Genomic DNA, 22,316 nt, shown 5'->3' on the forward strand with positions numbered 1-22,316 from the left:
ACTCAAATGGACATTCTGCTTATTGCATTAGGTTTAACTTGTATAATCGTAGGTTTTCTTGGCAGTTTTCTGCCGGTTTTGCCTGGCCCCCCATTAAGTTGGGCTGGATTGTTATTACTCCATTTTACCACAAAGGTTGACTACAGCATTCAATTTTTGGTGATCACTGCCATTGTAGTAATTATTGTAAGCATAATGGATTACTATATTCCAATTTGGGGAACAAAAAAATATGGAGGTACCGTCTACGGACAAAAAGGAGCAACGGTTGGTTTAATAGTAGGTATTTTCACTGGTCCTTGGGGGATTATTCTGGGCCCTTTTGTAGGAGCCGTTGTTGGCGAATTAATTCATGATAATAGAGACTTTCAAAAAGCCCTAAAATCCGGCTTCGGCGCCTTTTTAGGTTTTCTTGCAGGCACCCTAATGAAAATCATAATTTGTATTGTATTTGCCTATTACTTCATCAGCGCATGGATTACAGGCTAATCAGTGAAGTGGATAAATCGGTGTAATCCAAAAAAAATCGGTGTAATCATAAAAAAAATCAGTGTAATCCTAAAAGATAATCTGAGTAATCCCCGAGCAATCGGTGTAATCATAAAAAGTAATCAAATTTTGTATCTTCGTGCATGGCGAAAAAAACAATGAAAGGATTGCGCCAGGTATTTACGCAGTTAGTAGTAAATATTCTATCGCAGAATCCTAACCAAGCGCTTAATTATAAGCAAGTAAGCGCCAAACTAAATGTAAGCGATAACGAATCGCGAAAAGTAATTTTAGAAGTGCTGAGAGATGAGGTGAAAAGAGGAACGTTGAGTGAACCTACCCCTGGGAAATTTCAGATAAAATCACTAAAAGTTTATATAACTGGTAAAATTGATATGGCAGCCTCTGGCTCGGCTTATGTCATTTCACCCGAAATGGATCAGGATGTATACATCGCTCCCCGCAGAATCCGTAATGCTTTACATGGAGATACCGTAAAAGTATTTGTATTTGCGAAAAACAATGGACGTAATCCTGAAGGTGAGGTTGTAGAAATTCTGGACCGTGCTAAATGGGAGTTTACCGGACTGGTTACCGTTGAAGGAAAATTTGGATTCCTTGTACCCGATGATCGCAAAATGTTGCACGATATCTTTATTCCACAACATGCATTGAAAAATGTGAAAGATGGAGATAAGGCTGTGGCTCGTATAACTGATTGGCCTCAAGGAGCAAAGAATCCAATTGGCGAAATTGTTGAAGTATTGGGAAGGCCAGGTGAGAATAATACTGAAATGAATGCTATTCTCGCTGACTATGGTTTCCCGATTAAATTTCCGGCTAAAGTGGAAGATGAAGCAAATTCTTTATTAGATGTAATTACTCAGGAAGAGATTGCCAAGCGTCGCGACTTTAGAAATATTACCACTTTTACGATCGATCCAATTGACGCAAAAGACTTTGATGATGCCATCTCATTCCGCAAATTGGATACTGGAAATTATGAGATTGGGGTTCACATCGCAGATGTATCGCATTACATATTGCCTGATACTATTTTGGATAAAGAAGCTTTGGAGCGTGGTACATCCGTTTATTTAGTGGATCGTGTGATCCCAATGTTACCAGAACGGTTATCAAATGGAGTCTGTTCACTGCGTCCAAATGAGGAAAAATTGACGTTTTCAGCAGTTTTTGAGATAGACGAGCAGGCCAATATTCTCAGCGAATGGTTTGGACGTACTGTTATCAATTCCGATAGACGATTTACTTATGAAGAAGCTCAGGAAGTGTTGGAAGGGAAATCAAGTGAATATGCTGATGAATTATTGATGCTTAATAAGATCGCATATGTTCTCCGCGATCAGCGCTATAAAACTGGGGCTATTAACTTTGAAACAACAGAAGTTAAGTTTAGGCTTGATGAAACCGGAAAGCCGATTGGTGTTTATGTGAAAGAACGTAAGGATGCTCATAAGCTTATCGAAGATTTTATGCTGCTTGCTAATCGAAAAGTGGCAGAGTTCGTTGCTAAAATGGGACCTAAAAAACGATCGTATACATTTGTTTACCGTGTTCACGATGCACCCGATGAAACGATGTTGACGAAATTTTCGGAATTTGCTGCCCGTTTCGGTTATAAGATCAACATGAAAAGTCATAAAGAGATTTCAAAATCGCTCAATTTCTTAATGGATGATGTAACTGGAAAAAAGGAACAGAACGTATTAACGCAACTAGCCATTCGAGCAATGGCTAAAGCTATTTATACGACTAAAAAGAGCAGTCACTACGGATTAGCATTTGATTATTATACACACTTTACTTCTCCTATTCGTCGTTACCCAGATGTATTGTCACATCGACTATTGGCGCATTACCTTGCGAAAGGTAAACCTGCCAATGCTGATCAATATGAGAAAATGTGTGAACATTCATCGCAAATGGAAAAACGGGCTGCTGAGGCTGAACGTGCATCTATAAAATATAAACAGGCCGAATACTTGCAGAATAATGTGGGTGAGGAATTTGACGGAATTGTTTCTGGAGTTACCGAGTGGGGCATGTATGTAGAAATAGTCGAGAATAAGTGCGAAGGAATGATCCGTTTGCGCGATATGAACGATGATTTTTATGTACTGGATGAAGCAAACTATTGTATTATCGGTCAACGTAAAAAGAAAAAATATCAATTAGGAGACACCGTTCGAATCAAAGTTAAATCTGTCAATCTGGTGAAACGCCAGATAGATTTTACAATGGTTACACAGTAAAATCCGATATTTGCGGTTTATATAAATAATAGCGATTCTATTTTTAATGTTATCTATAAAACAATTACAGGAAATAATTACCAACGAGATTGATCAGTTACAACTGCCGGAGTATCCTGCAGAATTGTATGAGCCAATCCGTTATTTATTGAATTTAGGTGGAAAAAGAATGCGTCCGGTGCTTACCCTTATGGGCTGTAATCTTTTTTCTGATGGTATTCAGGGTGCAATAAAACCAGCTCTGGCAGTTGAGGTATTTCACAACTTTACATTGGTGCACGACGATATTATGGATAATGCACCAATCCGTAGAGGGAAAGCTACTGTCCATGAAAAATGGGATGCAAACAGCGCGATCCTTTCCGGCGATGTAATGATGGTGAATGCTTATGAGTTATTAATGCAAGTTCCTGACTCAAAATTGCGTGATTTGTTAACGATCTTTAATAAAACTGCGATTGAAGTTTGTGAAGGTCAGCAAATTGACATGAATTTTGAAAGTCGTGAGTATGTAGGCGTTAATGAATACCTGGAAATGATCGGGCTTAAAACAGCCGTTTTATTAGGGTGTTCATTGCAAATCGGTGCATTAATAGGTAATGCAACAACGGAAGAGGCTGAACATTTATACCAATTTGGTAAAAACTTAGGTATTGCATTTCAGTTACAGGATGATATTTTAGATGTATTCGGTGAACCTGAGAAGTTTGGAAAAATGGTAGGAGGTGATATTATTGCCAATAAGAAAACTTTCTTGCTGATTAAAGCACATGAATTGGCTCAGGGAGAAAATAAAGCAAATCTTGAAAGGTGGCTAACTACAAAAGTGTTTAAAACTGAGGATAAGGTGAAGGCAGTTACTGAAATTTATGACCAATTAAATATTCGGAAGCTGGCTGAAATTGAAATGCAGCATTTTGCAGAAAAAGCCCTGTTTCATATTAACCAGATTTCTCTAAGTGAATCACGTAAGCAACCTTTGGTAGAGTTTGCAGAACAATTAATGGTTCGTGAACACTAATCAATAAAATACTTCCGGGGGACTTAATGTCCTCCGGAATTTAATGAAAGTAACACTACTCCTCCAATAATTAATAGTGTCCCTAAACCTTGAATCAAGGTTAACTGCTCCCTTAATACCAGAATTCCTAAAATTGCGGCCACCGCAACAGATCCTCCAATGATTACCGGTGTTGCAACTGATGCCGGAGTACCTTTGCCAAATACGAAAAAGGTCAATACCTCAGCCAGCCCAACAAAAAATCCGGCAAGGCAAGAGTATAGAACTCCTTTGGATGAAATTTCAATTTCCTGGTTTTTGAATTTTATATAGATCAATAAAATTATTCCACATAAGGCAGCAACAACTTGTAATATTACAGCACCAGCAACCTGATTAATACTTCCGGATGCTACTTTAATAAAGAAGTTATATAAGCCGAAACAAAATGCGCAACAGATCGCTAAAATGAGCCAATTCATAGTATAATCAGTTATTAGAATCGGCAAAGATAAAAACAGAAACTTTATACAGAATTTTGTTGCTGTAAATAACCACAAACTAAGACTTTCATATTAGTTGATTTTTTGGCATTTTAGCGCCACCAAAAAAATATTTATATCCCGCTTATGAATGCAAGTAGAGTTCAGGCCACAGTTATTGGAGATTCAGATGCAGAGCCTGAAGCGCTTACCGCTGCTGAAGCTGTTGGTGCTATTTTAGCCCGTTTGGGTGTTACTGTTGTAACAGGCGGACGTGGTGGGATTATGGAAGCTGCCAGTAAAGGTGCTGCTGAGGCGGGCGGGTTAACCGTTGGTGTTTTACCATTTGAAGATAGTTCGAAAGCGAATTCATGGTGTAAAGTTGTAATCCCAACCGGATTGGGTCATGCACGTAATTATGTGAATATTTTATGTGGTGATTTTATCATCGTGATAGGAGGGGGAGCAGGAACACTTTCTGAAATGTGTTTTGCCTGGATTCAAAACAAACCTATTTTTGCGCTTAAGGCTTTTGGAGGGTATGCTCAGGAGTTTGCAGGAAAGCAACTTGACTCACTTCGTCCTGATGTAGTTATATCCTGCGAGAACCTTAGAGAACTTGAAAAAAAGATTGGTGACTGGTTGCACCTTGATAATATCTTAAACTAAACCCGTAATACGTTGTTGTCAAAATAACAACGCAAGAAACGGGTTGTACTCCATTCAGTCTCGAATTATCTTCGTATAAAAATAATATTTATATGAACTTCTCTCAGCAAGAAATCAACTATTATAGGATAGAAAAGGCTATAAAGTACCTGGAAGAGCACTTCTTGGAACAACCCAATCTGGATGAGTTAGCTGAAAAGCTAGGTTTAAGCTCGTTTCATTTTCAAAGAATGTTCACCGAATACTCAGGAATTAGCCCTAAACGATTTTTACAGTACCTCACTTCTGATTATCTGAAAGGAAAACTTTCCGAAACTCAAAATCTTATCCATGCGGCAGAGGAAGCAGGTTTATCCAGCCAATCTAGGGTTTATGATTTATTCGTAACGCTCGAAGCTGTAACGCCACAGGAATATAAAACTAAAGGGGATGGATTAGAGATTAGTTACGGTTTCCATTCAACGCCATTTGGTCGTTGTTTAATAGGAATTACAACTAGAGGTGTTTGTTGGTTATCCTTTATTAATGATGAAGAGGATTTACCGGAGCTTTCAAAACTACATTCTCATTGGGAGAAGTCGGTTATTATAAAAGATGAGAAAGCAACCGCTGTGTATATCGAAAAGATATTCTCTAATTCAAAAGCAGATGATTCAAAACTTAACGTATTAGTTAAAGGAACAAATTTTCAGGTAAAAGTATGGGATGCCCTTTTGAACCTTCATCCTGGAGATCTGGTAACATACCAGCATATTGCTAATCAAATTGGAAATCCTAAAGCATTGCAAGCCGTAGGTTCAGCAGTGGGAGCAAATTCATTGGCCTACCTTATTCCATGTCACCGCGTAATTCGTAAAGAAGGTAAACTTGGTGAATATCGTTGGGGCAGCGGAAGAAAGAAAGTAATCATTGCCTATGAACAAACAAATGCAGAAACAGTATTTAATAATGAGATAAATTAAAATAGAAATATATCCGGTTGAGAAGAAAATTCAAAAGAACCTTTCTTATTCAAAAACTACAAAGGCAATGTTAAGCGTAGTTTTGATAAAAGAAAGGTTTTTCTGTTTTTAACTATTAACCCCGAAAAAGCACTCCTTTCCCCAGTGGTGCTCTCCCTTCTCCTTGAGGAGAAGGGTCGGGGATGAGGTTGAAATAAACTTTTTAGTACAGTTTATCAGGCAGTTAGTAAAAGGTGGTAAAAATAGTTTAGAAATAGTTTGGCGGGAGGATGAATTTTTCTACTTTTGCACTCCCGAAACGGATGGTACGGGGCAAGGTTGAAAGGGTGTAAGGGGCGGAAGTTTCGCAAGAAACGGAGCTTGGACAAAGGGAAAGAGAGGGAGGAGAAAAAGTTAAAAAACTTTTTGGAGAAGTGAAAAAGAGTGTTACCTTTGCAGCCCGCTAGAGAGGGAGAGAAAACATTGAAAAGAGGGTAAAGGAGCTTGAAAAGGCAAAAAAAATAAAAAAAATATTTTTTTGAAAATTAAAAAAGATGTTTACCTTTGCAACCCCAAACAGACGGAAGGTCGGTTTGAAAACTGAAAAAAAGAAAGCGGGATAAAAGGAAAACGGTCGCAAGACTGGACAGGTTCGACTCCTGGGATATCCACGAAAGTTAACCAAAAGGGTTAACAACAAGTTCTTTGAAGAGATGAGAAATAGCGCAGCGCGAGCAGGTAGCAATACCTGGTCAAGCTAAGAATAACTGTCAATCCAAGAGACAATCCCGAAATTAAAAATCGGGACCTTTTCCGTAGCGATACGGAAATAGGAACAAACTTAAAGTATACAACGGAGAGTTTGATCCTGGCTCAGGATGAACGCTAGCGGCAGGCCTAATACATGCAAGTCGAACGAGATTAGAGACTTCGGTTTCTATGAAAGTGGCGCACGGGTGCGTAACACGTATGCAACCTACCTTCAATTGGGGGATAGCCTTCCGAAAGGGAGATTAATACCGCATAAGATATCAGAATGGCATCATTTAGATATTAAAACTTTGGTGATTGAAGATGGGCATGCGTTGCATTAGCTAGTTGGTAAGGTAACGGCTTACCAAGGCTACGATGCATAGGGGATCTGAGAGGATGGTCCCCCACACTGGTACTGAGATACGGACCAGACTCCTACGGGAGGCAGCAGTAAGGAATATTGGTCAATGGACGGAAGTCTGAACCAGCCATGCCGCGTGCAGGAAGACGGCCCTATGGGTTGTAAACTGCTTTTGTCGGGGAATAAACCTAGATACGTGTATTTAGTTGAAGGTACCCGAAGAATAAGGATCGGCTAACTCCGTGCCAGCAGCCGCGGTAATACGGAGGATCCAAGCGTTATCCGGATTTATTGGGTTTAAAGGGTGCGTAGGCGGTAAATTAAGTCAGAGGTGAAAGCCTGCAGCTCAACTGTAGAACTGCCTTTGATACTGGTTTACTTGAGTACAGATGAAGTGGGCGGAATGTGACAAGTAGCGGTGAAATGCATAGATATGTCACAGAACACCGATTGCGAAGGCAGCTCACTAAAGTGTAACTGACGCTGAGGCACGAAAGCGTGGGGATCAAACAGGATTAGATACCCTGGTAGTCCACGCCCTAAACGATGATTACTCGCTGTCGGCGATATACAGTCGGCGGCTAAGCGAAAGCGTTAAGTAATCCACCTGGGGAGTACGGTCGCAAGATTGAAACTCAAAGGAATTGACGGGGGCCCGCACAAGCGGAGGAGCATGTGGTTTAATTCGATGATACGCGAGGAACCTTACCCGGGCTTGAAAGTTAGTGAATGATTTAGAAATAGATCAGTCAGCAATGACACGAAACTAGGTGCTGCATGGCTGTCGTCAGCTCGTGCCGTGAGGTGTTGGGTTAAGTCCCGCAACGAGCGCAACCCCTATGATTAGTTGCCAGCATTAAGATGGGGACTCTAATCAGACTGCCTACGCAAGTAGAGAGGAAGGCGGGGACGACGTCAAGTCATCATGGCCCTTACGTCCGGGGCTACACACGTGCTACAATGGATGGTACAGAGGGCTGCGACCTAGTAATAGGAAGCCAATCTCAAAAAGCCATTCACAGTTCGGATTGAGGTCTGCAACTCGACCTCATGAAGTTGGATTCGCTAGTAATCGCGTATCAGCAATGACGCGGTGAATACGTTCCCGGGCCTTGTACACACCGCCCGTCAAGCCATGAAAGCCGGGGGTGCCTAAAGACTGTAGCCGCAAGGAGCGGTTTAGGGCAAAACTGGTAATTAGGGCTAAGTCGTAACAAGGTAGCCGTACCGGAAGGTGCGGCTGGAATACCTCCTTTCTAGAGAAGGATAGCAGTTAAAAAAATAGCTGCTGCGCTATGAAAATCTCATTTCAAAAATAATCACAAGAGAAAAACCCAAGTACCGGTAGGAAGGGTAGATTGATCAGCAAAGCCTACTGCCTACAGGAACAAGAAAGAGTCCCGTAGCTCAGTTTGGTTAGAGCACTACACTGATAATGTAGGGGTCAGCAGTTCAAGTCTGCTCGGGACTACAAAACGATCTTGGGGAATTAGCTCAGCTGGCTAGAGCACCTGCCTTGCACGCAGGGGGTCAACGGTTCGAATCCGTTATTCTCCACCAAGACCGTCATTCAAAGGAATGACAAACGGTCAAGAAGTTCTTTGACATATTGAAAGAAGTTACCTGTAAGAAGGTAAACGAGCAACAGATAGAATTAATTCTATAATGTAAGCATAAGACGCAAGTCTTAGTAAAGAAAGTTACTAAGGGCGCACGGGGGATGCCTTGGCTCTCAGAGGCGAAGAAGGACGTGATAAGCTGCGATAAGCATCGGGGATTGGCAAATACGAATTGATCCGGTGATTTCCGAATGGGGAAACCTGATTATCTGAAGGATAATCGTAAAAAACGCAAACGCGCTGAACTGAAACATCTAAGTAGGCGTAGGAAGAGAAAACAATAGTGATTTCGTAAGTAGTGGCGAGCGAACGCGAAAGAGCCCAAACCAGTAATGTTACGGCATTACTGGGGTTGTAGGACAGTGCTGTGGACTATAAGATTGAACTGGAATGCTTTGGGAAGAGCAACCATAGGACGTGACAGTCGTGTACAGGCAAGATCTTATTACCTAACTGTATCCTGAGTACCGCGAGGTCGGAGACGCCTTGTGGGAATCTGCCAGCACCATCTGGTAAGGCTAAATACTACTGAGAGACCGATAGTGAACAAGTACTGTGAAGGAAAGGTGAAAAGAACCCCGAACAGGGGAGTGCAATAGAACCTGAAACCGTGCGCTTACAAGCGGTCGGAGCATCGAAAGGTGTGACGGCGTGCCTTTTGCATAATGAGCCTACGAGTTACTTCTCACTGGCAAGGTTAAGTTATTAAGTAACGGAGCCGAAGCGAAAGCGAGTCTGAATAGGGCGCATAGTCAGTGGGAGTAGACGCGAAACCTTGTGATCTACCCTTGAGCAGGATGAAGTTGCAGTAACATGTAATGGAGGTCCGAACCGGTTTACGTTGAAAAGTATTCGGATGACTTGAGGGTAGGGGTGAAAGGCTAATCAAACTGGGAAATAGCTCGTACTCTCCGAAATGTTTTTAGGAACAGCCTGGCGGTTGAGTGTGCTAGAGGTAGAGCTACTAATTGGATGCGGGGGAGTCAAATCCTACCAAATCCAGATAAACTCCGAATGCTAGACACATATACGCTGGAGTGAGGCTTTGGGTGCTAAGGTCCAAGGCCGAGAGGGAAAGAACCCAGACCATCAGCTAAGGTCCCCAAATTTACACTAAGTTGAACTAACGGGGTCCGATTGCACAGACAGCTAGGATGTTGGCTTGGAAGCAGCCATTCATTTAAAGAGTGCGTAACAGCTCACTAGTCGAGCGATCGGGCATGGATAATAATCGGGCATCAAGTGTAATACCGAAGCTATGGATAATACTCTGTATTATGGTAGGAGAGCATTCTAACAACGGCGAAGGTGTACCGTAAGGTATGCTGGAGTGGTTAGAAAAGCAAATGTAGGCATAAGTAACGATAAAGCAGGCGAGAAACCTGCTCACCGAAAGACTAAGGTTTCCTGATCAACGCTAATCGGATCAGGGTTAGTCGGGGCCTAAGGTGTAGCCGAAAGGCGAAGCCGATGGACAATTGGTTAATATTCCAATACTATCTTGTATTGTGACGGGGAGACGCAGTGGTGAAAGATCCGCGAACTGACGGAATAGTTCGTTAAAGGGCGTAACTATAGGGCTGGTAGGCAAATCCGCCGGCTTTGGTGAAACCTGAAAGTACCGCAAGCCTACGGGTGCGTGGATAGTGATCCTAAAGGCTGCCGAGAAAATCCTCTAAACTTCAGATACAAGATACCCGTACCGTAAACCGACACAGGTAGTCGAGGAGAGAATCCTAAGGTGCTCGAGTGAATCATGGCTAAGGAACTCGGCAAAATGGCCCTGTAACTTCGGGAGAAGGGGCGCCCCTTAACGGGGGCCGCAGTGAAAAGGCCCAGGCGACTGTTTAACAAAAACACATGGCTTTGCAAAATCGCAAGATGAAGTATAAGGCCTGACACCTGCCCGGTGCTGGAAGGTTAAGAGGGGATGTTAGTCGCAAGGCGAAGCATTGAATCGAAGCCCCAGTAAACGGCGGCCGTAACTATAACGGTCCTAAGGTAGCGAAATTCCTTGTCGGGTAAGTTCCGACCTGCACGAATGGTGTAACGATCTGGGCGCTGTCTCAGCCATGAGCTCGGTGAAATTGTGGTATCGGTGAAGACGCCGGTTACCCGCAACGGGACGGAAAGACCCCATGCACCTTCACTACAACTTAACATTGATATCGGATACAGGATGTGTAGGATAGGTGGGAGACTGTGAGCCGGATTCGCTAGGATTCGGGGAGTCAACGTTGAAATACCACCCTTTCTGTATTTGGTGTCTAACCCTGCTGAAGCGGGGGACATTGTTTGGTGGGTAGTTTGACTGGGGTGGTCGCCTCCAAAAGAGTAACGGAGGCTTTCAAAGGTATGCTCAGTACGCTTGGTAACCGTACGTGGAGTGCAATAGCAAAAGCATGCTTGACTGTGAGGCCCACAAGCCGATCAGGTACGAAAGTAGGATATAGTGATCCGGTGGTTCTGCATGGAAGGGCCATCGCTCAAAGGATAAAAGGTACGCTGGGGATAACAGGCTGATCTCCCCCAAGAGCTCATATCGACGGGGAGGTTTGGCACCTCGATGTCGGCTCGTCACATCCTGGGGCTGGAGAAGGTCCCAAGGGTTCGGCTGTTCGCCGATTAAAGTGGCACGCGAGCTGGGTTCAGAACGTCGCGAGACAGTTCGGTCCCTATCTGTTGTGGGCGTAGGATATTTGAGTGGACCTGACCTTAGTACGAGAGGACCGGGTTGGACGAACCGCTAGTGAATCAGTTATGACGCCAGTTGTACAGCTGAGTAGCTACGTTCGGTCGAGATAAGCGCTGAAAGCATCTAAGTGCGAAACTCACCACAAGATGAGATATCCATACAGGATCGTGGAAGATGACCACGTTGATAGGCTACAGATGTAAAGGTGGTAACATCAAAGTCGAGTAGTACTAATCATCCGAAACTTTCTGCAAAGAAAGCCTCGTTTACTTTCTGCGGTAGTAACTTCTTTCAAAAATATGTCTAAAAGAGATTCAAAAGATATTCAGGTGCCTATATCGGCGGTGTCCACCTCTTCCCATTCCGAACAGAGAAGTTAAGCCCGCCAGAGCCGATGGTACTGCCGTAACAGGTGGGAGAGTAGGTCGGTGCCGATTTTTATACAAGCCCGTTGGTGAATAACCAATGGGCTTTGTTTGTTTACAGCCCAACCAATTGGTAGTAAACTACACGGTGGATCGGTTCCCTTTGGGTAGTTATTGGTTTTGTACCTAAAGGCACAACAAAGCTGAATAAATGACTATACCTACCGAGCTGTTGCACCTGATGGCGCAATGCCTGAAACGACGTAAGACCGTCAGGTATAAAGGTATCCTGTCCGGAAATGAATTGTCCAGGCATTTACATTTAGTCAACAGATTCTTCGTGCCTCAGGATGACACACCGTTGGGTCCATTGTGCTAATTAAAATTTATGTAGAAGATTGCTCCAGCGGAGCAAACATCGGTAGCCATGACACATCCCAAAAACAATTGTGCCGTTAGGTACAAAACAGTAGCCGGTTCGGTAATGAACTGTCCAGCCATACGCATTTAGTCAACGGATCCTGTGTGCCTCAGGATGACACACGGTTGATCGATTGTGCTAGTTAAGTAGTTCCTTAGTTGATACTTTAACGTAAGGAAAGTTCCAGCGGAGCAAAACATCGGTAGCAATGACGTCCAAAAAGCGGTTGTGTCATCAGAATTATTATTATTCTTCTATATAAAAATAATCTTCAATTAAACGTTTAATGATAAGTATTGGAATAACTATTAAGAAGGAAATCCAGACTGTAGGTTGATTGTTTAAAGTTTTAAGTAATTCCTTCGTTAAAAATAGAATTGAAACTAAACAAGAGAATCCATATAAAAGATATTTCCAATCAAAAATCCCTTCTTTTATAATCAGGAGTATGGAGCTTCTGTTTTCAATTTCAAGTTTTAAAACTTTGCCCTTGCCGAATACTATATAGACACAATCGTTTGAATTTATGTTAAACCTTTTTTCTTCAGATGAGTAAAATGCATATTTCTTGTTATTAATAATAACATGTGCGGGTCTGTTCTTTAGAAAATAGTTGTTTTGTCGTTTTATTATGATTTGACAATCATTTATCATGTGTAGTGCTTTTATGAATTAAGCTTTATTTATTATAACCGGCAATATAGGCTTTTGCCGCTTTGTCGGGTTTGATGTATCATTGCTGAATCGTTTTTTATCAGTAATAATATATCTTCAATGAACTCTATTTGGTTGTACTCCTCTTCTTTTTATACATCACATAAATAGATAATTGTGCATAGAATATGTTTTTCATTACTATTCTATAAGCATACAAATTGCATTGTATCTTTTTTACTATTAGAAATACAATATAGTTACAAGTTAAGTGTAACTACATTTTTAAAGACTTTAATTAGAGCTACATCAAATTTTAATCTATCTTAGTTCCCCCTAACTAACCATAATAATGAAGAAAGCATTCGTTTTTTTATCAATTATTTTATTTCCATTCATTGGTTTGCGTGCTCAGCAACCTAAGGTTTACAGCTCTTCTGAAATTTTACTTGCACTGAAAAAGCTGAATACATTTGGTTCTGCACTTTACGTGGCTGCTCATCCAGATGATGAAAATACACGGTTGATTGCATGGTTAGCTAATGAAAAGAATGTTAGGACTGGGTATTTATCAATGACTCGTGGTGATGGTGGGCAAAATCTTATTGGTGATCAACAAGGGGAATTGTTAGGGTTGATCAGAACACAGGAATTGTTGGCTGCCCGAAGAGTTGACGGTGCTGAACAGTTTTTTACAAGAGCAAACGACTTTGGTTTTTCGAAGAATCCTGAGGAGACATTTAAAATTTGGAATAAAGACTCCATCCTGGCTGATGTAGTTTGGACAATCAGGAAATTTCGTCCGGATGTTATCATAACACGGTTCGCTACTGATGGAAGTGGAGGACATGGTCATCATACAGCTTCAGCTATTTTGGCGGAAGAAGCATTTACAGCTGCAGCAGATCCTAACCGTTTTCCTGAACAATTAAAGTATGTACAACCTTGGCAAGCAAAGCGGTTGCTTTATAATAATGCATCTCGTTTTTGGAATCCTAATGCGGATATGACTGGGAATGTTGCTGTAGAGGTGGGTTCTTATAATGCAATGCTTGGAAAATCTTATGGTGAGTTAGCTGCTGAAAGCAGAAGCATGCATAAGAGTCAGGGATTTGGGTCGGCTAAAACTCGGGGTTCTGTAACTGAGTATTTCAAGAATATTAAAGGATATGCAGCTGAAAAGGATATTTTCGACGGTATTGAACTTTCGGCTAATCATGTTGCCGGTGCTGAAAGCTTTATGCAATGGTCGAAGAAAGCACAGGATGAATTTTTAGCTGATGAACCGGGGACAGTTATTCCTGATTTATTGAATGCTTATAAGGCTTTAGATTCTATTCAAGACTCTTACTGGAAAAATCAAAAAAGGAAAGAACTTGAAAATGTATTGTTAGCTTGTTCAGGAATATACCTGGAAGCTACTGCATCTGATTATTATGTGGCTCCGGGGGATGTTTTGAAAGTGGCTGTTTCTGCAATCAATCGCTCTGAGGCTTCAATCGTACTTGAAAAAGTAATATTGCCGCAAGGTTCAAATAGCTCGCCTCAGAAAAACTTAGAAAAAGATCAACTTTATAAAGAAGATAAATCATTGACTCTGGATACAAAAATTGCCTATAGTAATCCTTATTGGTTGACAGAGAAGCATTCGGAAGGGCTATTTCGTGTTAATGACCCTTTACTTATTGGATTAGCTGAAGCTCCAGAACCTATTGAAGCTCAATTTGTACTGTCTTATCAGGGCCAAATTATTTCAATTAGTAAACCTGTTGTGTATAAGTGGGTTGATCCTGTTGACGGAGAATTATATAGACCCGTTGAAGTTACGCCTCCGGTTATGGTAAATCTTGATGCTAAGTCGTATATTTTCCCTAATGGGCAATCAAAAAAAATACGTGTATTAATAAAAGCAGGTAAAGATAACTGTTCTGGTTCTGCATCGCTTGAAGTACCAGCCGGTTGGAAAGTTTCACCTGCATCTATTCCTTTCTCTTTTAAAAAGAAAGGTGAAGAGCTGGCCGTAGAGTTTAATATTACGCCATCCTCAGAAAATGCAACAGTAGGAGTAAAGGCACATGCAACTGTTGATGGTCAAATTTACGGCAAAGGTTTACAGGTAATTGAATATAAACATATTCCTACTCAAACTTTATTTCCGGACGCAGAAGCAAAGCTTGTTAGATTTAACATTAATCATAAATCAAAAACTATCGGTTATATAAAAGGTGCAGGTGATGATGTGCCCCGTAGTTTAGAACAAATAGGTTATGAGGTAAAGATGTTAAATGATGGGATGCTCAGTAACGGAGTTGATCTATCAGTTTATGATGCCATTGTAATTGGAGTTCGCGCTTATAATACCAATGAACGCATGAAGTTTTATTATAATAAACTGATGGATTATGTTAAAAACGGAGGTAATCTTATTGTTCAATACAATACCAATAATTTTCTGGGCGGTGTGAAGTCAGAGATAGGTCCTTATCCGTTTACGATTTCCCGCGATAGGGTTACCGATGAGAATGCTGAGGTTCGTTTTGAATTACCCAAACATAAAGTGTTAAACACTCCTAATAAGATAGGAGCAGATGATTTTAAGAACTGGATACAGGAAAGAGGTATTTATTTCGCTGGTGATTGGGATAAAAATTATGAAACTCCGTTTAGCCTAAATGATCCTAACGAAAACTCTTCTAAAGGCAGTACGCTTATCGCAAAATACGGGAAAGGGCATTTTGTATATACGGGTTTGGTATTCTTTAGGGAATTGCCTGCAGGTGTTCCGGGAGCATATCGCTTATTCGTGAATATGATTGAACTTGGTAAATAAGACTTTGTAAAGGCATACGTTTAATAGACTTGTGCCTTTGTTATTCTATTTGTATAAGGATGAATGATCAGTCATTAGTCAAGAAATGGAATCGTCTATACTTTTTAGTAATAGCATTCCTATTAGTTGAAATCATTTTATTTTATTACCTGACCAGTTACTTTTCATGAGGCAACTTGATTGGCTTGTTCTGATTTTAACTCTTTCATTTATCGTTTTTTATGGTCTTTGGAAGAGTCGGAAAAACAGGGATACTGAGACCTACCTTCGTGCGAATACATCTCCTTGGTATATGGTGGGGCTTACCATTATGGCTACTCAGGCCAGTGCTGTAACTTTTCTATCGGCACCTGGACAAGCATATACCGATGGGATGCGCTTTGTACAGTATTATTTTGGTTTACCATTAGCGATGTTGGTATTGTGTCTTACGGCTGTTCCTATTTATCATCGACTTAAAGTTTATACTGCTTATGAATACCTAGAGGGGCGTTTTGACCTGAAAACACGTTCATTAGCCGCATTTCTGTTTTTAGTTCAGAGAGGACTGGGAACCGGTATTACTGTTTTTGCTCCAAGTATTATTCTTTCTTCCATTTTTGGATGGAATATCTATGTAACCAATTTTGTGATTTGTGCAGTAGTTGTTATTTACACTGTAAGCGGTGGAATAAGAGCGGTTAATTATACCCAGATGGGACAAATGACCATTATTCTGTCGGGTATGCTCATTGCGGGAATTTTAATTGCTTCACTTTTACCTAAAGAGGTAGGTTTTACAGATGCGTTAAAACTTGGTGGGAAACTAGGTCACATGAATATTATCGATCTGAAATTCGACCTTAATAACAAATACAATATTTGGTCGGGTATTTTGGGCGGTTTCTTTTTAGCACTATCGTATTTTGGAACAGATCAATCTCAAGTTGCTCGTTATTTAACGGCTAAAGATACTACCGAAAGCAGGTTAGGTTTGTTGTTTAATGGCATGGTTAAGATTCCTATGCAGTTTGGTATTCTATTAATAGGGGTATTATTATTGATATTTTACCAATTTCATGAAACACCAGTATTTTTTAATAATGTAGAAATAGAAAAGCTTGAAAAAAGTAAATATGCTGTTGACCTAAAGCAAATAGAAAGTAAGCATTCCGTCTTATTTCAACAAAAGAAAGAGCATGCCGAAGCAATGGTAACCGCTTTAAAGGCCAATGATGAAGCATCGATAGGAAAACTTCAGCATTCATTGAGAACAGATCAGGAGCAATTAAAAGCTGTTCGCACTGATCTTAAAAACCTGATGATCAAAAATGATGAATCAGCAAATACTGAAGATGTTAATTATATATTTCTGTGGTTTGTGAACAATCATTTTCCGGTTGGTATGGTAGGATTGCTAATTGCTGTAATTCTTGCTGCATCGATGTCATCCTCATCTTCTGCATTGCAGGCTTTAGCATCTACATCAGTTATCGATATTTATAAGAGAAGTGTCCGTCCTGATCAAAATGATGCACATTATTTATCGGCATCAAGATGGGCTACAATTATATGGGGCTTTTTAGTAATGTTGGTTGCTGGTTTGGCTACTCGATTAGGAAGTTTGATAGAAGCTGTTAACGTTTTAGGATCATTGTTTTATGGTGCTATTCTTGGTATTTTTATGGTAGCCTTTTTTATGAAATGGATTAAAGGAACTGCCGTTTTCTATGCTGCTCTAATTACCCAAATATTGGTATTGCTAGGATACTCATTTACAAATATTTCCTTTTTATGGTATAATTTAATTGGCTGTTTACTTGTGATGTTTATATCTCCTGTTCTTCAGTTAATTATTCCAGTTCATGATGAGAAAAGTGTAATGTCTTCAACAGATAATCGCTGATAATTTGCCGGATTTTTGTAAAAGCTTTTTAACTTAAGGAGAGAAAGTGCTAATACTGGAATAAATCTTATCTAAATCATAATGAAAAAAATAGTGCGCTCAGTTTTCATTGGACTGCTCTTTATTAATTTGTCATTTGCTTCTGCACAGCTTAAACCCGGATTTGATGCAGCTGAATATGCCGGATTACTAACTTTGCGGTTTGATTCTTTAGCTATTGGTTACCAGGTTCACGTTACCCCGTCGCTTTCTTATAAATTATTATACCAATCTCCTGAAGTTGGCTTGTTCAATAAATGTGATTTCTGGCTTCGGAATGATAATGTGGTAATAATAAATATCCGTGGAACAATCAATAAAACAGAATCGTGGCTGGAGAATTTTTATTCGGCAATGATTCCAGCAACCGGGCAACTACAGTTGAATGACAGTACATTGTTTAACTATAAACTTGCTGAACGCACTGATGCTTATATTCATGTAGGCTGGACAATTGGAATAGCACATTTGGCTCCAATAATCGTAAGTGAGCTTAATAAATTGTATAAGTCAGGGTATAAAGAAGTGATCATTTTTGGTCACAGCCAGGGGGGAGCTATCGCTTATTTAACGCGTTCTTATTTGCAATACTTACCCGCAACTCAGCTTCCTAAAGATATTATTTATAAAACGTATTGTAGTGCAGCACCCAAACCAGGTAATCTGTATTATGCTTATGATTTTGATTTTATTACGCGTGATGGCTGGGCTTTACGGGTTGTAAATACGGCCGACTGGGTTCCCGAAACTCCATTAACGGTTCAAACTTTATCTGATATGAATCAGGCAAATCCTGTAGTAGATTACAAAAACTCTATTCAGTCAATGTCGTGGTTGGTACGTATGTATGTTAATTCAGCTTATAAAAAGATGGACCGTACAGCAGATAAGGGAGTTAAGTATTATCAAAAATACTTAGGCAACATGGTTTTCAAACAGGTGAAGAAAACATTGCCTCAGCTGAAAGAACCTGCCTATGCCCCAAGTAATTATTATTTACCTGCGGGTACTCAAGTGGTACTAATGGCAGATTCTGCTTATTATCAAAATTTTAAGTTTACAGGTAAGAACGTATTTGTAAACCATATGTACGAACCGTACCTGTATCTATTGAATAAATATTATCCTGCGAATCAGTTCGTTGGTCAGAAAAAAGCTATTGACAATTAAGAAAATTATAGTAGATTTCACTTCCAATTTGTGTATAAACTTATATGAAGAATCTTATTGTAATGGCTATACCCGGCTTTGTCATTTTATTGATAGCCGAGCTAGTTGTGGCTTACCTGCAAAAAAAACATGATGAATACTTTGATGCAAAAGATACTGCAAGCAGCTTATCAATGGGCATCGGAAATGTTATTATAGGGTTTATCAGTAAAGCAATCATTCCTGTAGCATTAGCATTTGTATACGATTTCAGGTTTTTTACTTTCCCTGAACACGGATGGTGGCCATGGATGGCATGGGTACTTTGTTTCTTTGCCGACGATTTTTCTTATTATTGGTTTCACCGTACCAGTCATAGTGTGCGATATTTCTGGGCATCGCACGTAGTACATCATTCTTCTCAAAAATATAATCTTGGTACAGCTTTAAGGCAAACCTGGACCGGTAATTTATCAGGCTCATGGTTGTTTTGGCTTTGGATGCCTTTAGTTGGATTTACCCCGACAATGATTACCACAATGATGGCTATTAGTTTGTTATATCAGTTTTGGATTCATACGGAGATCATTAAAAAAATGCCAAAACTAATAGAGTTTATATTTAATACACCGTCTCATCACCGTGTTCATCATGCTTCTGATGTTAAGTATTTAGACCGTAATCATGCTGGTATTTTAATTATTTGGGATCGAATGTTTGGCACTTTTGTAGAAGAAGAAGAACATCCAACTTATGGATTAACTAAAAATATTGAAACCCATAATCCTTTTATTATTGCATTTAATGAATGGGGGGCAGTAATAAAAGATATTTGGAACGCACCTACATTTAGGGCCAAGATGGGTTATTTGTTTGGACCTCCGGGATGGAGTCATGACGGGAGTCGTAAAACATCAGCTCAGCTTCGGGCAGAATTACGACAACTAGCTTCGGATCAGGTAAAGACTAATACGACTAATGATCCCATTGTTAAGCCAACAACTGAATTAGTATAAAAAGGAGAAGAGAACCACTAGGTTCTCTTTTCTGTTATAATGACTTTGTATTTGCCTTCTGTCGTTTTAGTGAAAAAGAGGTAGGTACCTCCTCCATCAGCAATGTTCAGGATTTTTCTGATTTCATCAACCGACACTGGAAAATTACGTTTAGTGATATTAGCCTTAGTGACTCCTTTTTGTTTTAGTGTTTTCTTAAGTGTTTTAGGTTGATAATCAAGTGTTTCAATGATTCTGAAAACTCTTCCAGGAAATTCATCCAGCTGATCCATATCGGTATAGTAAAAACCATCTTCTTGATCAGAACTTGCAGCTAAAAAGCCAAAGTATTTATTCAATAGTTGATTACAGGTGCGACTTTTGTAAAAGGCAACATCTGGTTCAAGTAAGTATCCGGAGAAGGTAGTTACCGGAGTAAGGTCAATTATTGGATGGTCTTTTTCAAAAATAAACCGTTGCTCTTTCCCTTTTCTATTGAGCAGTATAACATCGGATTGAACACTCTTGGGGTTCTCAAAATCAAATTCAAGCAATATTTCCTTACATTCATTATCTACTGAAACTACAGCTAAGTTGCTAAGGTTAGCAAATCTTCTCCAAGCTTCAGTATTATCAAAAAGAGGAGAGGCCTTTACTACTAATTTGCGGCAAAGTTGTGCTGTAACAGGAAGAATTTCATAGAGATCAGGCGAACAATCCTCAAATAAGAATACACGGTTTTTAGTGTCGTCTCGACGTGCCGGATCTACGAATATGAGATCAAACTTTTCTCCTTTGTAATCAGCAAGAAATGCTTCAGCCGCCTGATTAATCAGTTCAACATTAGTTGCACCAAGTAGCTTAAAGTTGTATCTAGTAATGTTTGCCAATACTGGAGACAATTCAAGACTAGTTACTTTGTTGAACTTCTTCGAGAAATAGAAGCTGTCGACACCCAATCCGGCTGTCAGATCAAGGCATATATTTCCGGAATAGTCTTTTAAGGCTGCTGCGGCTTCACTGCTTGATTGTTCATAAGATAAAGGCGGAATAATGCACAAGGCCTGATAGTAGGAAGGAAGCTTTAAGCGGGCACGTTGCAGGTATTTTAGCTGCGTGGAAATACTATTTACAGGAAGGTGGGCTGATTTGTAAGATAAAGCAAATTTTAAAGGATCCGAACTGATGTTTTTACGAATCAGATCGCGGGCTTCGGTACTTGTCAAAAGTTCAAATTCTTCCTGTGTCATTTGTAATGTTGAGAAAGTTGGTAGAAAGTATACTGTTTTATTTATCCCTTAGCGTAATTTCATCTATTTGAAGATAATAAAAGTCAGATTTAGCTTCTATATGACTTTCCTGGATAACCATTGTTTTATTAAAAATAGGACCGTCTAGAACCAATGTATGGTATTCACCTTGTTCACCACAAATATCAATTCCCTTCAGTTCACGGAACATCGATAATTGATCAATTTTAGAAGGATTGATCCGATCTCCGACCCAGCTGCTGGTAAACCAAGGTTTGCGAACCAATGAGAAAATAACCCTGAAATCTTCGTTGGGAATTCTGTTGATAAGTTCCATTCGATCAATTTGCCAAAGGGGCGTATAGACTTCCATTCCCACCGCTTCACTACGTTCTTTAATCCAGCTGGGAAAGTTGTTCACTTCATCAATATCACCACTGATCAATAACTCTATTCCCAGGTCATTTTTAAGATTTTGAATTGCATCCTCATAGCCCTCTTTAAAAGGCTCGTTTATCTCCACTATTTTATGAGGTATACCTAATGCTTCGGACTGGAGTTTTAGGATTGGAAGGGGATGAGCTAGAAAATCAGCATTCTTTGATGGGGCAAACGTAATCAGGTAATGAACAGGAATATTTTCTTTCAACGCTTGATGTAATGCGAGGACACAATCTTTCCCTCCCGTCCATAATATTGCTGCTGATGTCATTCGTAAATTTATTGCAAAGTAGTTCAACAAAAAAGCCTTTGGCAAAGGTACCAAAGGCTTTTCTATAATTTAAACGTTCATTAGTTTTTTGCTTCAGAAGCAGGAGCTTCGAAAGGAATAACTGAAACGTATGATTTGTCGTTTCTTTTCTTTTTGAAAACAACTGTACCATCAACTAATGCAAACAAAGTATGGTCTTTACCGATACCTACGTTTTTATCAGGATTGTGTTGTGTACCACGCTGACGAACGATGATGTTACCTGCGATAGCAGTTTGACCACCAAAAATTTTAACGCCAAGACGTTTACTGTGTGATTCGCGACCGTTCTTCGAACTACCGGCCCCTTTCTTATGTGCCATTTCTTAAATTCCTTTCTTAATGATTAGAATACAATGTTTTCGATCTGAATTTTGGTGAACGACTGACGGTGTCCGTTTTTGCGTTTGTAACCTTTACGACGTTTTTTCTTGAAAACGATCACTTTATCACCTTTTAAGTGAGATAAGATTTTTGCTGTTACCTTTGAACCAGAAACGTTTGGAGCACCAACAGAGATTTTGTCACCGTTAGCCACAAGCAAAACATCGCCAAATTCAATACTAGCGCCCTCATCTCCTTGTAAACGATGTACAAAGATCTGCTGGTCTTTTGCAACTTTGAATTGTTGCCCTGCTATATTTACTATTGCGTACATGATGAAATAAATAATTTATTTAAACGAGGTGCAAAAA

The 22,316-nt window shown here is 40.0% G+C and carries 15 protein-coding genes, 2 tRNA genes and 3 rRNA genes; 14 read left to right on the forward strand and 6 right to left on the reverse strand.

The window, feature by feature from the left end; translation table 11 throughout:
• The first annotated feature begins 6 nt into the window (after positions 1–6).
• The 3 genes from SOLCA_RS05910 to SOLCA_RS05920 all read left to right on the forward strand — a co-directional run bounded on the left by SOLCA_RS05910 (position 7) and on the right by SOLCA_RS05920 (position 3,783).
• Complete coding sequence (locus SOLCA_RS05910) at positions 7–489, forward strand: DUF456 domain-containing protein (RefSeq protein ID WP_014679541.1); 483 nt, start codon at positions 7–9, stop codon at positions 487–489.
• A gap of 143 nt (positions 490–632) precedes the next feature.
• Entirely contained in the window at positions 633–2,762 is a 2,130-nt protein-coding gene (rnr, locus tag SOLCA_RS05915; RefSeq protein WP_014679542.1) for a ribonuclease R, read from the forward strand.
• 46 nt (positions 2,763–2,808) lie between these two features.
• Entirely contained in the window at positions 2,809–3,783 is a 975-nt protein-coding gene (locus SOLCA_RS05920) for a polyprenyl synthetase family protein (protein ID WP_014679543.1), read from the forward strand.
• 23 nt (positions 3,784–3,806) lie between these two features.
• Here SOLCA_RS05920 and SOLCA_RS05925 read toward each other — a convergent pair whose 3' ends face one another.
• A complete protein-coding gene (locus SOLCA_RS05925) occupies positions 3,807–4,244 on the reverse strand; it encodes an EamA family transporter (RefSeq protein WP_014679544.1) in 438 nt (145 codons plus the stop codon).
• A 147-nt stretch (positions 4,245–4,391) separates the two neighbouring features.
• On the opposite strand from SOLCA_RS05925, the gene SOLCA_RS05930 reads away from it, so the two are divergent.
• The 7 genes from SOLCA_RS05930 to rrf all read left to right on the forward strand — a co-directional run bounded on the left by SOLCA_RS05930 (position 4,392) and on the right by rrf (position 11,719).
• Positions 4,392–4,913, forward strand: a complete 522-nt coding sequence (locus SOLCA_RS05930) for a TIGR00725 family protein (protein ID WP_014679545.1) — start codon at positions 4,392–4,394, stop codon at positions 4,911–4,913.
• A gap of 92 nt (positions 4,914–5,005) precedes the next feature.
• On the forward strand, positions 5,006–5,875 hold the full coding sequence (locus SOLCA_RS05935; RefSeq protein ID WP_014679546.1) for a methylated-DNA--[protein]-cysteine S-methyltransferase: 870 nt from the start codon (positions 5,006–5,008) through the stop codon (positions 5,873–5,875).
• 829 nt (positions 5,876–6,704) lie between these two features.
• Positions 6,705–8,224: ribosomal RNA gene (locus tag SOLCA_RS05940) — 16S ribosomal RNA — on the forward strand.
• Positions 8,225–8,364: 140 nt separating this feature from the next.
• A tRNA-Ile gene (locus SOLCA_RS05945) sits at positions 8,365–8,439 on the forward strand.
• Positions 8,440–8,451: 12 nt separating this feature from the next.
• Positions 8,452–8,528: transfer RNA gene (locus SOLCA_RS05950), tRNA-Ala, on the forward strand.
• A 133-nt stretch (positions 8,529–8,661) separates the two neighbouring features.
• Positions 8,662–11,535, forward strand: a 23S ribosomal RNA gene (locus SOLCA_RS05955).
• Positions 11,536–11,607: 72 nt separating this feature from the next.
• A 5S ribosomal RNA gene (gene rrf, locus SOLCA_RS05960) occupies positions 11,608–11,719 on the forward strand.
• The 16S, 23S and 5S rRNA genes sit together here with 2 tRNA genes alongside, the layout of an rRNA operon.
• A 43-nt stretch (positions 11,720–11,762) precedes the next feature.
• Here the strand turns inward: rrf and SOLCA_RS23070 are convergent.
• On the reverse strand, positions 11,763–11,963 hold the full coding sequence (locus tag SOLCA_RS23070; protein ID WP_157604522.1) for a hypothetical protein: 201 nt from the start codon (positions 11,961–11,963) through the stop codon (positions 11,763–11,765).
• 1,111 nt (positions 11,964–13,074) lie between these two features.
• Here SOLCA_RS23070 and SOLCA_RS05970 point away from each other — a divergent pair.
• The 4 genes from SOLCA_RS05970 to SOLCA_RS05985 all read left to right on the forward strand — a co-directional run bounded on the left by SOLCA_RS05970 (position 13,075) and on the right by SOLCA_RS05985 (position 19,641).
• Complete coding sequence (locus SOLCA_RS05970) at positions 13,075–15,552, forward strand: PIG-L family deacetylase (RefSeq protein WP_014679548.1); 2,478 nt, start codon at positions 13,075–13,077, stop codon at positions 15,550–15,552.
• Between the two features lie 166 nt (positions 15,553–15,718).
• Entirely contained in the window at positions 15,719–17,437 is a 1,719-nt protein-coding gene (locus SOLCA_RS05975; protein WP_014679549.1) for a sodium:solute symporter, read from the forward strand.
• A gap of 81 nt (positions 17,438–17,518) precedes the next feature.
• A complete protein-coding gene (locus SOLCA_RS05980; RefSeq protein ID WP_014679550.1) occupies positions 17,519–18,646 on the forward strand; it encodes a lipase family protein in 1,128 nt (375 codons plus the stop codon).
• Positions 18,647–18,690: 44 nt separating this feature from the next.
• On the forward strand, positions 18,691–19,641 hold the full coding sequence (locus SOLCA_RS05985; RefSeq protein ID WP_014679551.1) for a sterol desaturase family protein: 951 nt from the start codon (positions 18,691–18,693) through the stop codon (positions 19,639–19,641).
• Between the two features lie 17 nt (positions 19,642–19,658).
• Here SOLCA_RS05985 and SOLCA_RS05990 read toward each other — a convergent pair whose 3' ends face one another.
• The 4 genes from SOLCA_RS05990 to rplU form a co-directional block, all read right to left on the reverse strand.
• Positions 19,659–20,870 carry a THUMP-like domain-containing protein gene (locus tag SOLCA_RS05990; RefSeq protein ID WP_014679552.1) on the reverse strand — a complete coding sequence of 404 codons (1,212 nt, stop codon included), beginning with the start codon at positions 20,868–20,870 and terminating at the stop codon, positions 19,659–19,661.
• Positions 20,871–20,907: 37 nt separating this feature from the next.
• Complete coding sequence (locus SOLCA_RS05995; RefSeq protein ID WP_014679553.1) at positions 20,908–21,582, reverse strand: Dph6-related ATP pyrophosphatase; 675 nt, start codon at positions 21,580–21,582, stop codon at positions 20,908–20,910.
• An 80-nt stretch (positions 21,583–21,662) separates the two neighbouring features.
• A complete protein-coding gene (gene rpmA / locus SOLCA_RS06000; RefSeq protein WP_014679554.1) occupies positions 21,663–21,944 on the reverse strand; it encodes a 50S ribosomal protein L27 in 282 nt (93 codons plus the stop codon).
• 23 nt (positions 21,945–21,967) lie between these two features.
• Entirely contained in the window at positions 21,968–22,279 is a 312-nt protein-coding gene (gene rplU, locus SOLCA_RS06005; protein WP_014679555.1) for a 50S ribosomal protein L21, read from the reverse strand.
• Positions 22,280–22,316 lie beyond the last annotated feature (37 nt).

This window comes from Solitalea canadensis DSM 3403, assembly GCF_000242635.2.
GTDB classification, from domain to species: Bacteria; Bacteroidota; Bacteroidia; order Sphingobacteriales; family Sphingobacteriaceae; genus Solitalea; species Solitalea canadensis.

What these genes read in the sequence shown, in the direction of transcription:
- SOLCA_RS05910 (WP_014679541.1), top strand. Translation starts at nt 7, where the DNA reads ATGGACATTCTGCTTATTGCATTAGGTTTAACTTGTATAATCGTAGGT.
- rnr (WP_014679542.1), top strand. Translation starts at nt 633, where the DNA reads ATGGCGAAAAAAACAATGAAAGGATTGCGCCAGGTATTTACGCAGTTA.
- SOLCA_RS05920 (WP_014679543.1), top strand. Translation starts at nt 2,809, where the DNA reads ATGTTATCTATAAAACAATTACAGGAAATAATTACCAACGAGATTGAT.
- SOLCA_RS05925 (WP_014679544.1), bottom strand. Translation starts at nt 4,244, where the DNA reads ATGAATTGGCTCATTTTAGCGATCTGTTGCGCATTTTGTTTCGGCTTA.
- SOLCA_RS05930 (WP_014679545.1), top strand. Translation starts at nt 4,392, where the DNA reads ATGAATGCAAGTAGAGTTCAGGCCACAGTTATTGGAGATTCAGATGCA.
- SOLCA_RS05935 (WP_014679546.1), top strand. Translation starts at nt 5,006, where the DNA reads ATGAACTTCTCTCAGCAAGAAATCAACTATTATAGGATAGAAAAGGCT.
- SOLCA_RS23070 (WP_157604522.1), bottom strand. Translation starts at nt 11,963, where the DNA reads ATGCCTGGACAATTCATTTCCGGACAGGATACCTTTATACCTGACGGT.
- SOLCA_RS05970 (WP_014679548.1), top strand. Translation starts at nt 13,075, where the DNA reads ATGAAGAAAGCATTCGTTTTTTTATCAATTATTTTATTTCCATTCATT.
- SOLCA_RS05975 (WP_014679549.1), top strand. Translation starts at nt 15,719, where the DNA reads ATGAGGCAACTTGATTGGCTTGTTCTGATTTTAACTCTTTCATTTATC.
- SOLCA_RS05980 (WP_014679550.1), top strand. Translation starts at nt 17,519, where the DNA reads ATGAAAAAAATAGTGCGCTCAGTTTTCATTGGACTGCTCTTTATTAAT.
- SOLCA_RS05985 (WP_014679551.1), top strand. Translation starts at nt 18,691, where the DNA reads ATGAAGAATCTTATTGTAATGGCTATACCCGGCTTTGTCATTTTATTG.
- SOLCA_RS05990 (WP_014679552.1), bottom strand. Translation starts at nt 20,870, where the DNA reads ATGACACAGGAAGAATTTGAACTTTTGACAAGTACCGAAGCCCGCGAT.
- SOLCA_RS05995 (WP_014679553.1), bottom strand. Translation starts at nt 21,582, where the DNA reads ATGACATCAGCAGCAATATTATGGACGGGAGGGAAAGATTGTGTCCTC.
- rpmA (WP_014679554.1), bottom strand. Translation starts at nt 21,944, where the DNA reads ATGGCACATAAGAAAGGGGCCGGTAGTTCGAAGAACGGTCGCGAATCA.
- rplU (WP_014679555.1), bottom strand. Translation starts at nt 22,279, where the DNA reads ATGTACGCAATAGTAAATATAGCAGGGCAACAATTCAAAGTTGCAAAA.